The sequence below is a fragment of the Streptomyces sp. NPDC058145 genome (assembly GCF_042884245.1).
Taxonomy (GTDB): domain Bacteria; phylum Actinomycetota; class Actinomycetes; order Streptomycetales; family Streptomycetaceae; genus Streptomyces.
This window is the reverse complement of record NZ_JBHVUH010000012.1, coordinates 69,807-81,086: the sequence shown is the minus strand read 5'-3', so window position 1 is coordinate 81,086 and position 11,280 is coordinate 69,807. Positions and strand designations below refer to the sequence as shown.

Sequence of the window (11,280 nt, the reverse complement as noted above, 5' to 3'; positions counted from 1 at the left end):
CCGCGCCCACCTGGCGGTGTGCCGTCCGGGGGGCAACCCCCGGGCCCTCGGCCGGTCCGGTCCGCGTCCGCGTTCTCACAGCAGCCCCGCGGCCCGTGCCCACCTGGCGGTGTTTCGCCCGGGGGGCAACCCCCGGACCCTCGGCCGGTCCGGTCCGCGTCCGCGTTCTCACAGCAGCCCCGCGGCCCGCGCCCACCTGGCGGTGTGCCGTCCGGGGGGCAACCCCCGGGCCCTCGGCCGGTCCGGTCCGCGTCCGCGTTCTCACAGCAGCCCCGCGGCCCGCGCCCACCTGTACTTCGCGCCGAGGACGGCCACCGGCCGTTCGGTGGTGTACGGGTACGCCACCACCCCCCGTTCGTACAGGTACTGGCAGGCCTCCTCGACCTCCACGTCACCCGCGAGGGACGCCACGACCGGCTTCTCGATGCCGCGCTCCCGGGCCTCGGCGACCACACGCGCGGTCAGTTCGGCGAACACCATCGGCGGGGTGACGATCGTGTGCCAGTAGCCGAGCACGAGCGCGTGGACGCGCGGGTCCTCCAGGCCCAGGCGGATCGTCGCCTCGTACGTGGACGGCGGCTCGCCGCCCGTGATGTCGACCGGGTTGCCCGCCGCACCGAACGGCGGGATGAACCGGCGGAACGCCTCGTCCAGGTCGGGCGGAATCTCCATCAGGGACAGGCCGTTGTCCGTCACCGCGTCCGACAGCAGCACCCCGCTGCCGCCCGCGCCGGTGATGATCACGACGTTGTCGCCCTTCGGGGCGGGCAGGACGGGCAGGGCCCGGGCGTACTCCAGCATGTCGTTCAGGCCCGGCGCCCGGATCACCCCGGCCTGCCGCAGGATGTCGTCGTACACCGCGTCGTCGCCGGCGAGCGCGCCGGTGTGCGAACCGGCCGCCCGCGCGCCCGCCGCCGTACGGCCTGCCTTGAGGACCACCACCGGCTTCCTCGGCACGGTCGCGCGGGCCGCCTCCACGAACGCCCGCCCGTCCTTGAGGTCCTCCAGGTGCATGGCGATGCACTCGGTGTGCGGGTCCTCACCGAACCAGGTCAGCAGGTCGTCCTCGTCGAGGTCGGACTTGTTGCCGAGGCCGACGATGGCCGACACACCTGTCTTCGTGGTGCGGGCGAAGCCCAGGATGGCCATGCCGATGCCACCGGACTGCGAGGTCAGCGCCACCCCGCCCTTGACGTCGTACGGCGTGCAGAACGTGGCGCACAGATCCTGCCAGGTGGAGTAGTAGCCGTAGATGTTCGGGCCGAGCACGCGGACGCCGTGCCGCTCGGCGATCCGCACGACCTCCGCCTGGAGTTCGTGCTCGCCGGTCTCCGCGAATCCGGAGGGGATGAGGACGGCGTTGGGGATCTTCTTCCTTCCCACCTCCTCCAGGGCCGCGGCCACGAATTTGGCGGGAATGGCGAACACGGCCACATCCACCTCACCGGGAACGTCCGTGACACTCTTGTACGCCTTGCGGCCCAGGATGTCATCGGCCTTGGGGTTCACCGGATGGATCTCCCCGGCGAAGCCGCCGTCCACGAGGTTGCGCATCACCGAATTGCCGATCTTGCCCTGCTCGTTGGAGGCGCCGATGACAGCGACGGAGGAGGGCTGCATCAGCCGGCGCATCGAGGACAGGATCTCGTCGCGGGTGTACCGCCGGCGTGCCGGTGCCGGCGACTCGGCGAGGATCACCCGGATGTCGGCCGCCGTCGCGCCGTCAGGGGTGGCGATCACCGGGTTGAGGTCGACCTCGGCGATCTCCGGGAAGTCGGCGACCAGTTGGGAGACCCGCCGGATCTGCTCGGCGACCGCCCACCGGTCCACAGCGGCCTGGCCGCGCACCCCGCGCAGGATCTCCGCCGACCGTATGGAGTCCAGCATCGACAGCGCCTCGTCGACGTCCACCGGGGCCAGCCGGAAGGTCACGTCCTTCAGGACCTCGACCAGCACCCCGCCGAGCCCGAACGCCACCACCTTCCCGAACGTGGGATCGGTGACCGCGCCGACGATGACCTCCTGCCCCTTCGGCAGCAGCTCCTGCACCTGCACGCCGTCGATCCGCGCCTGCGCGTCGTAGGCCCGTGCGTTCTGGATGATCCGGCAGAACGCGGCCCGCACGTCCGCCGCGCCCTCCACCCCGACGACGACACCGCCGGCGTCGGTCTTGTGCAGGATGTCGGGCGAGACGATCTTCAGCACCACCGGCCCGCCGAACCGCGCGGCGGCGGCCACCGCTTCGTCCACGTCCGTGGCCAGCGCCTCGCCCGGTACGGCGATCCCGTACGCGTCGGCGACCACCTTGCCCTCGGGCGCGGTCAGCGCGGTTCGGCCCGCGGCCCGTACGGAGTCGAGCAGCGAACGCACCCGTGGCTTCCGGTCCTCCGCCATCACGTCAGATCACCCCGTTCGACTTCATCAGGTGCAACTCTTCGTCGCCGAGGCCGAGTTCGCCTACGTACACCTCTTCGTTGTGCTCACCGAGCAGCGGTGACGCGCTCACCTCGACGGGGGAGTCGGAGAGCTTCAGCGGGCTGCCGACCGTGACGAACTCACCGCGCTCGGGGTGCGGGACACGCACCACCATCTCGTTGGCGGCGAGCGAGTCGTCCTCGATGATCTCCTTGGTGGAAAGGATCGGCCCGCACGGGATGTTGTGCGCGTTCAGCCGCTCCAGCACCTCCCACTTGGGCAGCGTCGACGACCACTCCTCGATCAGCTGGAACATCTTGTTCAGCTTCGGCAGCCGGGCCTCGGGCGTCGCCCACTCGGGGTCGTCGGCCAGTTCGGGCCGGCCGATGAGGGTGCTGAGCGGCTGCCAGCCGACGGGCTGCACGATGACGTACACGTAGTCGTTCGGCCCGCCCGGCGCGCACTTGACCGCCCAGCCGGGCTGGCCGCCGCCGGAGGCGTTGCCCGAGCGGGGCACCTCGTCGCCGAAGTCCTCGTTGGGGTACTCGGCGAGCGGCCCGTGCGCCAGGCGCTGCTGGTCGCGCAGCTTCACCCGGCACAGGTTGAGCACGGCGTGCTGCATGGCCACGTTGACCCGCTGGCCGCGTCCGGTGTGCTCCCGCTGGAACAGCGCCGCGAGTATCCCCGCGACCGCGTGCACGCCCGTCCCCGAGTCGCCGATCTGGGCGCCGGTCGCGAGCGGCGGCCCGTCCTCGAAGCCGGTGGTCGACATCGACCCGCCCATCGCCTGCGCGACGACCTCGTACGCCTTGAAGCCGGTGTACGGGCCGTCCCCGAAGCCCTTGATCGAGGCATAGACGATCCGCGGGTTGATCTCCTGGATGCGGTCCCAGGTGAACCCCATCCGGTCGATCGCGCCCGGCCCGAAGTTCTCGACCATGACGTCCGAGCGGCGGATCAGCTCGGTCAGGATCTCCTTGCCGCGCTCGGACTTGGTGTTGAGGGTGATGCTTCGCTTGTTGCAGTTGAGCATCGTGAAGTAGAGGGAGTCGACGTCCGGCAGGTCCCGCAGCTGCTTGCGGGTGATGTCGCCGGACGGCGCCTCCAGCTTGACGACATCGGCACCGAGCCAGGCCAGCAACTGCGTGGCGGAGGGCCCGGACTGCACATGGGTCATGTCGAGGACGCGGATGCCGGTCAGCGCCTTGGTGGTCACCGCAGTCACCTCACTTGTACATCGTCTGGTTCATGGTTCCGGGGGCGTACGCGTCCGGGTCGACCCAGACGTTGATCAGCGACGGCTTGCCCGACTCGCGGGCCCGGCGCAGGGCGGGGCCGATGTCGGCGGGATCGCGGACCTCCTCGCCGTGGCCGCCGAGCATCCGCGCGAACCGGTCGTAGGGCACGTCGCCGAGGGTGTTGCCGACCCGCTCGCGCTCCTTGCCGTACTTGGCGGCCTGGCCGTAACGGATCTGGTTCATCGAGGAGTTGTTGCCGACGATGCCGACGAACGGCAGGTCGTAGCGGACCAGCGTCTCGAAGTCCCAGCCGGTGAGCGAGAACGCGCCGTCGCCGAAGAGGGCAACCACCTCCTTGTCGGGGCGGGCCTGCTTGGCGGCGAGCACGAAGGGGACGCCGACGCCGAGGGTGCCGAGCGGGCCCGGATCCATCCAGTGGCCGGGCGACTTGGGCTGCACGACCTGGCCGGAGAAGGTGACGATGTCACCGCCGTCGCCGATGTAGACCGAGTCCTCGGTGAGGAAGTCGTTGATCTCGCCGACCAGCCGGTAGGGATGGATGGGGGAGGCGTCCGAGCGCAGCTGCGGCAGCCGCTTCTCGATCGCCGCCTGCTCGGCCGCCCGCAGCTCGTCCAGCCACTCCTTGCGCCTGGACGCACCGCCGTTGAGGCGCCCGGAGGCGGCCTCGGCGACGGACTTGAGCACGAGTCCCGCGTCGCCGACGATGCCGAGGTCGATGTCCCGGTTCTTGCCGACGGTGCGGTAGTCCAGGTCGATCTGCACGACGGTGGCGTCGGGGGAGAGGCGCTTGCCGTAGCCCATGCGGAAGTCGAACGGGGTGCCGACGATCACGATCACGTCGGCGTTCGAGAACGCGTACCGGCGCGAGAGCTGGAAGTGGTGCGGGTCGCCGGGCGGCAGCGTGCCGCGGCCGGCCCCGTTCATGTACGCGGGGACGTTGAGGGCGCGTACGAGGTCGATGGCGGCCGCGGTGCCGCGGGTGGTCCACACCTGGCTGCCGAGCAGGATCGCCGGCTTCTCCGCGTGCACCAGCAGGTCGGCGAGCTTCTCGACCGCCTCGGGGTCGCCGGCCGAGCGGGTCGAGGCGCGGTAGGCCCCGGACCTGGGCACCCGCGCCTTCGCCGCCGGCACCTTCGCGTCGAGGACGTCCCTGGGGATCTCCAGGAAGGACGGCCCTGGCGCGCCGTGGTAGCACTCGCGGAACGCCATCGACACCATGTCCGCCGCCCGCGCGGTGTCCGGCACCGTCGCCGCGAACTTGGTGATGGGGGTCATCATGTCGACGTGCGGCAGGTCCTGCAGTGACCCCATCTTGTGCTGGGTGAGCGCGCCCTGACCGCCGATCAGCAGCATCGGCGACTCCGCGCGGAAGGCGTTGGCCACTCCCGTGACGGCGTCCGTCGTGCCCGGTCCCGCGGTGACCACCGCGCAGCCCGGTTTGCCGGTGATCCGGGCGTAGCCGTCGGCGGCGTGCGCGGCGACCTGTTCGTGCCGGACGTCGACGACTTCTATGCCCTCGTCGACGCAGCCGTCGTAGATGTCGATGATGTGGCCGCCGCAGAGGGTGTAGATGCGGTCGACCCCTTCCGCCTTCAGCGCCTTGGCAACGAGATGACCACCGGAGATGACGTCCTGGGTGTCGTCGGGCATGGCGAAGTCCTGTCCCTTCGTGGAGGGGAGGGGACGCGCGGATGCGGCACGTCCACGGTTCGCTGGATACGGTCGACTGTCGATTGCATACAGTCGACGAATACTGTATGAACCTTGTTATCCCGCATCCGGTGGGTGGTGTCCAGGGGGCGTGCGGCACTTTCGAGACAGGAGCCGGAATGGACCTGTACGAGCATCAGGCAAGGGAACTCTTCGAGGAACACGGCATCGTGGTGCCGAAGGCGGAGGTCACCGACTCGCCCAGGCAGGCCCGTGAGATCGCCCGCAGGCTCGGCGGACGGGTCGTCGTCAAGGCGCAGGTGAAGACCGGCGGCCGAGGGAAGGCGGGCGGCGTCAAGCTCGCCGCCGACCCGGCCGCCGCGGAACTCACGGCACGCCAGATCCTCGGCATGGACATCAAGGGACACCGGGTCGGCAAGGTCATGGTGGCCGAACCCGTCGAGATCGAGCGGGAGTTCTACGTCTCCTACGTCCTCGACCGCGCGGCGGGCGGCTTCCTCGCGATCGCCTCGGCGGAGGGCGGCACGGAGATCGAGGAGATCGCCGCGACCAGGCCCCAGGCGGTGGCCCGCATCCCCGTCGACCCCGCACGGGGCGTCACCTCCGCGAAGGCGGCCGAGATCGCCGACGCGGCGGGCCTCCCGCCACGGACCGCCGACGTACTGGTCAGGCTCTGGCAGGTACTGACCCGGGAGGACGCGCTCCTCGTCGAGGTCAACCCGCTCGTGACGACCACCGACGGCCGTGTCCTCGCCCTCGACGGCAAGGTCACCCTCGACGACAACGCCCGCTACCGGCAGACCCGTTGGGGAGCCGAGCCGGAGGAGTACCACGACCCGCTGGAGGCGGCGGCCGCCGCCCATGGCCTCAACTACGTCAAACTCGACGGCGAGGTCGGCGTCATCGGCAACGGCGCGGGCCTGGTCATGTCCACCCTGGACGTGGTCGCCGGCAGCGGCGCGCGGCCCGCCGACTTCCTCGACATCGGCGGCGGCGCCTCCGCCCGCGTCATGGCCGACGGGCTGTCGGTGATCCTCTCCGACCCGGCGGTGAAGTCCGTCCTCGTCAACGTCTTCGGCGGAATCACCGCCTGCGACGCCGTCGCCGAGGGCATCGTCGCGGCCGTGGACGGCATCCGGCTGACCAGGCCGCTGGTCGTCCGGCTCGACGGCAACAACGCGGCCCGGGGCCGGGCGATCCTCGAGGCGCGCGCGCACCCGCTGGTCGAGCAGGCCACCACCATGGACGGCGCCGCCCGCCGGGCCGCCGAACTCGCCCGCACCGCCTGAGGAGAGGGAACATGGCCATCCACCTCACCAAGGAGAGCAAGGTCCTCGTCCAGGGCATGACCGGCGGCGAGGGCATGAAGCACACCCGGCGCATGCTCGCCGCCGGTACGAACGTCGTCGGCGGCGTCAACCCGCGAAAAGCGGGCCGCTCCGCCGACTTCGACGGACAGGTGGTCCCCGTCTTCGGATCGGTCGCCGACGGCATCCGGGCCACCGGAGCCGACGTCACCGTCGTCTTCGTCCCACCCGCCTTCGCCAGGGCGGCCGTCACCGAGGCCGCCGACGCCCGCATCCCGCTCGCCGTCGTCATCACCGAGGGCATCCCGGTCCACGACACCGTCGCCTTCACCACGTACGCCGCACAGCGCGGCACCCGCGTCATCGGCCCCAACTGCCCCGGCCTGATCACCCCTGGCCAGTCCAACGCGGGCATCATCCCGGCCGACATCACCAAGCCCGGCCCCATCGGCCTGGTCTCCAAATCGGGCACCCTCACCTACCAACTGATGTACGAACTGCGCGACATCGGCTTCTCCACCTGCGTCGGCATCGGCGGCGACCCCGTCATCGGCACCAGCCACATCGACTGCCTGGCCGCCTTCCAGGACGACCCCGACACCGAACTCGTCCTGCTCATCGGGGAGATCGGCGGCGATGCGGAGGAACGCGCGGCCACGTACATCCGCGACCACGTCACCAAGCCCGTCGTCGGCTACATCGCCGGGTTCACCGCCCCCGAGGGCCGCACCATGGGCCACGCGGGCGCCATCGTCTCCGGCTCGGCCGGTACGGCCCAGGCGAAGAAGGCGGCACTGGAGGCGGCCGGCGTCCGCGTGGGCGGCACCCCGACCGAGACGGCCCGGCTCGCCCTCACCCTGCTGCGCGACCGCACGTGAGGTCACTCATAGTGGAGACGCGGTCACTGTCGCACATGTTGCCGCGGCGGTAACTTCCTTCCTGCGCCCCGGCCCGCGCGGTCTTCCGCCGGACGCCCCCGGCGCCGTACGACGTCCTCCCCGCACGGCGGCGCGAGCCGTGCGGTGACCGGACCAGCCATGCACCTCCCGCCCCCGACCGTGCACCGGAAGCGGAGCTACCGAATGGCACCCACCCTCACCCTCAAGAACGGCACGTCCTGGACCGAGGCCTGGCGGCGCTGCCTCACCGCCGCCCCCGAGGCCTTCCGGGACGACCGCGTCCTCAACCTCTGGAACGCCGCCTGGCACGCCGACGGCCGGGCGCTGCCCGCCATCAGCCCGGTCGACGGCAGCCCCATCGCCGGCCCGCCCCGGCTGGACCGGGCCACCGCCCGCCAGGCCGTGGCCGCCGCCCTCGACCAGCACCGCGCCTGGCGGCACATCCCGCTGGCCGAACGCCGGGCGCGGGTCGCCGCCACCCTCGACGCCCTCACCGAGCACCGCGAACTCCTCGCCCTCCTCCTCGTCTGGGAGATCGGCAAGCCCTGGCGGCTCGCCCAGGCCGACGTGGACCGCGCCATCGACGGGGTCCGCTGGTACGTCGACGGCGTCGAGCCGATGATCGCCGGCCGGGCCCCGCTGGACGGCCCGGTCTCCAACATCGCCAGCTGGAACTACCCGATGAGCGTCCTCGTGCACGCCCTGCTCGTCCAGGCGCTCGCGGGCAACGCCGTCATCGCCAAGACCCCCACCGACGGCGGGGTCGCCTGCCTCACCCTGGCCTGCGCGCTCGCCGCCCGCGAGGGTCTCCCCGTCACCCTGGTCAGCGGCAGCGGGGGAGAGCTGTCCCAGGCCCTCGTCCGTGCCCCCGAGATCGGCTGCGTCTCCTTCGTCGGCGGCCGCGACACCGGCGCCGCCGTCGCCACGGCCGTCACCGACCTCGGCAAACGGCACATCCTCGAACAGGAGGGCCTGAACACCTGGGGCATCTGGAACTACTCGGACTGGGACGCGCTCACGGCCCTCGTCCCGAAACTCTTCGACTACGGCAAACAGCGCTGCACGGCGTACCCGCGCTTCGTGGTCCAGCGCGACTCCTTCGACGCCTTCCTCGCGGCGTACCTGCCGGCCGTACGCAGGGTGAGGGTGGGCCACCCCCTGGCGGTGGAGCGAGAGGCCGACCCCTGCCCGGAACTGGACTTCGGCCCGTTGATCAACGCGGCCAAGGCCAAGGAGCTGCGCGACCAGGTCGCGGAGGCCATCGACCGCGGCGCCGTCCCTCTGTACCGCGGCAAGGAGGCCGACGCCCGCTTCCTGCCCGGCCAGGACACCTCGGCCTACGTCCACCCGGTCACCCTCCTCAACCCGCCCCGCTCCTCCCCGCTCCACCACGCGGAACCCTTCGGCCCGGTCGACACGATCGTCCTGGTCGACACCGAGGCGGAGCTGCTGGCCGCGATGAACGCGTCCAACGGCGCCCTCGTCGCCACCCTCGCCACGGACGACAGGGCCACCTTCGAACGGCTGGCCCCGCAGATCCGCGCCTTCAAGATCGGCCACGGCACACCCCGCTCCCGCGGCGACCGCGACGAGCTGTTCGGCGGCTTCGGCGCCTCCTGGCGCGGCGCCTTCGTCGGCGGCGAACTCCTGGTCCGCGCCGTCACCCAGGGCCCGGCGGGGGAGCGGCCGCCCGGCAACTTCCCGGAGTACCAGCTCATGCCCTGACGCGCCGCCTCCCGTACCCGTTCGGTCACATTCCGTAGGCGTCGCGGGCGGGTCCCACAAGGCCCCCGCCCGCCGCCCACCACCCGGATACGCAGGTGAAACGCACCCCGAAACCTTGGTATTGTTGTTCATGTCGCCGCGGGGAACACCCCCGGTCAGGCGGCAGACACCTGGTCCGGGTGGCGGAATGGCAGACGCGCTAGCTTGAGGTGCTAGTGCCCTTTATCGGGCGTGGGGGTTCAAGTCCCCCCTCGGACACTGCTTGGAGCGATACGGAATCGAGGGCCTCGACCTGACGGTCGGGGTCCTCGTTGCGTTGTCGTAGGTGATGGTGATGCTCAGGGCTTCGTGGCGGGGACCTCTTTCGTCGGCGGTCGGGTGCCGGCCGGCCGCGCCGGGGAGGCTCCGGGGCGGCCGCGTGCGAGTCCGGCAGCGCCGGTCAGCTGCGACGGTGCGCCGTCTCCTCCAGCCGCTCGACGAGTTCGGCGGCCATGGCCTTTATGGTCTCCAGCCCCTTGCGCCCCCACGGCTGTGGGTCCTGGTCGACCACGCAGATAGTGCCGAGCACCACGCCGGTGCTGTCTATCAGCGGTGCGCCCAGGTAGGAGTGGACGCCGATCGCGTCGACCACCGGGTTCCCGGCGAACCGCGGGAAGTCCCGGATGTCCTCCAACACCAGCGCCCGGCGGCGCTTGACCACGTGCGGGCAGATGCCCATGTCGATGTCGCGGGGCATGACGCGGCCGGGCACCGGCTCCTCCAGCAACGGCGGCCCCACGTGGACCGTGGTGTCCTGCGCGGCGCTGTACAAGCCGGCGAAGTACTGGCGGTCGGCGTCGAGGAAGAAGTTGACCCCGGCGTAGCAGCCGCCGGTACGGTGTGCCAGTTCCCGTGCGAAGGCGTCGAGTTCCGCATCCGGACGGCCGTCGATGCCCAGCTCGCGCAACCGCTCGGATCGGGCACGCACCTGTGGGTCCTCCGGGGGGAGGAGCAGGTGGCGCAGGGCGATCCCGGACTCAGGCCCGGAGGAGGGGTTGGTCGGTGTCGGTGCCATGGGAACTCCTTGTCGTGAGCAGATGCTGAATCAGTTCGAGCAGCACGCGGATGCCCGAGCTCTGGACGCGGGCGTCGCACAGCACCACCGGCACCTCTTCACCGAGGTCGAGCGCGGTCCGCACCTCCTCCCCGCGGTAGCGGTGGGCTCCGTCGAACTCGTTGACGGCGACGACGAAGGGCATGCCGCGCCGCTCGAAGAAGTCCACCGCCGCGAAGGAGTGCTCCAGCCTGCGGGTGTCGGCGAGAACCACCGCCCCGAGCGCCCCCTCGGAGAGCTCGTCCCACATGAACCAGAAGCGCTCCTGTCCGGGCGTGCCGAACAAGTACAGGACATGGGCCGGATCGAGCGTGATCCGGCCGAAGTCCAGGGCCACCGTGGTCGTGGCCTTGTTCTCCACTCCGTCCAGCCGGTCCGTGGCCGCGCTGACGGCGGTCAGCATCTCCTCGGTGCTCAGCGGCTCGATCTCGCTGAGCGCGTTGACGAGGGTGGTCTTTCCCACGCCGAACCCGCCGGCGATCAGCACCTTGATGCCCACCGGCAGGACGCCGGCGGGCAGCGGGTCACAGTCGTTTGAGGAGGCCATCGCGTACCGCTTCCAGGAGGTCTCGATCAGGTCGTTCGTAGTGGCCCGAGGGCGCCGGGGGCGTATCACCCGCGACCACCGCGCCGCCCTCGGCCAGATCGGACAGCAGCACCTTGACCACGGCGGCGGGCACCTGCATCCGGGCCGCGACCTCGGCGACGCTCACCGGCTGTTCGCACAGCCCCAGCACCCGCGCATGTTCCAGGCCGAAGGCGCCCTGCGTCTGGGCGCCGGTGGCCCGCACCATGGTCACCAGCGTGAAGTGGGACGTGGCCCTGGTCCGGCCGTCACTCACGGTGTAGGGACGGACCAGCCGCCCGGCCGCTTCGTTGACCAGCGGTCCGTCCGGGAGGACCGGCGTCAT

At 71.2% G+C, this 11,280-nt stretch carries 9 protein-coding genes and 1 tRNA gene; 4 read left to right on the top strand and 6 right to left on the bottom strand.

What is annotated here, in order from left to right; all coding sequences use genetic code 11:
- Positions 1–261: 261 nt before the first annotated feature.
- From ACFVVO_RS26480 to ACFVVO_RS26470, 3 genes are read right to left on the bottom strand one after another with little or no spacing between them, the layout of a single operon-like run.
- The gene (locus ACFVVO_RS26480) at positions 262–2,394 is read right to left on the bottom strand and encodes an acetate--CoA ligase family protein (RefSeq protein ID WP_390058089.1); all 2,133 of its coding nucleotides are present in this window, start codon (positions 2,392–2,394) and stop codon (positions 262–264) included.
- A gap of 4 nt (positions 2,395–2,398) precedes the next feature.
- Complete coding sequence (frc, locus tag ACFVVO_RS26475) at positions 2,399–3,631, bottom strand: formyl-CoA transferase (RefSeq protein ID WP_390058088.1); 1,233 nt, start codon at positions 3,629–3,631, stop codon at positions 2,399–2,401.
- 10 nt (positions 3,632–3,641) lie between these two features.
- Positions 3,642–5,324, bottom strand: coding sequence for a thiamine pyrophosphate-binding protein (locus ACFVVO_RS26470; protein ID WP_390058087.1), 1,683 nt, complete (start codon positions 5,322–5,324; stop codon positions 3,642–3,644).
- A 179-nt stretch (positions 5,325–5,503) separates the two neighbouring features.
- On the opposite strand from ACFVVO_RS26470, the gene sucC reads away from it, so the two are divergent.
- The 4 genes from sucC (at position 5,504) to ACFVVO_RS26450 (ending at position 9,534) form a co-directional block, all read left to right on the top strand.
- Entirely contained in the window at positions 5,504–6,634 is a 1,131-nt protein-coding gene (gene sucC, locus ACFVVO_RS26465) for an ADP-forming succinate--CoA ligase subunit beta (protein WP_390058086.1), read from the top strand.
- Between the two features lie 11 nt (positions 6,635–6,645).
- Entirely contained in the window at positions 6,646–7,530 is an 885-nt protein-coding gene (sucD, locus tag ACFVVO_RS26460) for a succinate--CoA ligase subunit alpha (protein WP_390058085.1), read from the top strand.
- Positions 7,531–7,734: 204 nt separating this feature from the next.
- The gene (locus tag ACFVVO_RS26455) at positions 7,735–9,276 is read left to right on the top strand and encodes an aldehyde dehydrogenase family protein (protein WP_390058084.1); all 1,542 of its coding nucleotides are present in this window, start codon (positions 7,735–7,737) and stop codon (positions 9,274–9,276) included.
- Positions 9,277–9,449: 173 nt separating this feature from the next.
- Positions 9,450–9,534 (top strand) — tRNA-Leu (locus ACFVVO_RS26450).
- A 181-nt stretch (positions 9,535–9,715) separates the two neighbouring features.
- Here the strand turns inward: ACFVVO_RS26450 and ACFVVO_RS26445 are convergent.
- The 3 genes from ACFVVO_RS26445 to ACFVVO_RS26435 are packed head-to-tail and all read right to left on the bottom strand — an operon-like array spanning position 9,716 to position 11,280.
- Complete coding sequence (locus tag ACFVVO_RS26445) at positions 9,716–10,330, bottom strand: GAF domain-containing protein (RefSeq protein ID WP_390058083.1); 615 nt, start codon at positions 10,328–10,330, stop codon at positions 9,716–9,718.
- On the bottom strand, positions 10,293–10,916 hold the full coding sequence (locus ACFVVO_RS26440; RefSeq protein ID WP_390058082.1) for an ATP/GTP-binding protein: 624 nt from the start codon (positions 10,914–10,916) through the stop codon (positions 10,293–10,295). The genes ACFVVO_RS26445 and ACFVVO_RS26440 overlap by 38 nt, the downstream gene beginning before the upstream one ends.
- Complete coding sequence (locus tag ACFVVO_RS26435) at positions 10,894–11,280, bottom strand: DUF742 domain-containing protein (RefSeq protein ID WP_390058081.1); 387 nt, start codon at positions 11,278–11,280, stop codon at positions 10,894–10,896. The genes ACFVVO_RS26440 and ACFVVO_RS26435 overlap by 23 nt, the downstream gene beginning before the upstream one ends.

What these genes read in the sequence shown, in the direction of transcription:
- ACFVVO_RS26480 (WP_390058089.1), bottom strand. Translation starts at nt 2,394, where the DNA reads ATGGCGGAGGACCGGAAGCCACGGGTGCGTTCGCTGCTCGACTCCGTA.
- ACFVVO_RS26470 (WP_390058087.1), bottom strand. Translation starts at nt 5,324, where the DNA reads ATGCCCGACGACACCCAGGACGTCATCTCCGGTGGTCATCTCGTTGCC.
- sucC (WP_390058086.1), top strand. Translation starts at nt 5,504, where the DNA reads ATGGACCTGTACGAGCATCAGGCAAGGGAACTCTTCGAGGAACACGGC.
- sucD (WP_390058085.1), top strand. Translation starts at nt 6,646, where the DNA reads ATGGCCATCCACCTCACCAAGGAGAGCAAGGTCCTCGTCCAGGGCATG.
- ACFVVO_RS26455 (WP_390058084.1), top strand. Translation starts at nt 7,735, where the DNA reads ATGGCACCCACCCTCACCCTCAAGAACGGCACGTCCTGGACCGAGGCC.
- ACFVVO_RS26445 (WP_390058083.1), bottom strand. Translation starts at nt 10,330, where the DNA reads ATGGCACCGACACCGACCAACCCCTCCTCCGGGCCTGAGTCCGGGATC.
- ACFVVO_RS26440 (WP_390058082.1), bottom strand. Translation starts at nt 10,916, where the DNA reads ATGGCCTCCTCAAACGACTGTGACCCGCTGCCCGCCGGCGTCCTGCCG.
- ACFVVO_RS26435 (WP_390058081.1), bottom strand. Translation starts at nt 11,280, where the DNA reads ATGACGCCGGTCCTCCCGGACGGACCGCTGGTCAACGAAGCGGCCGGG.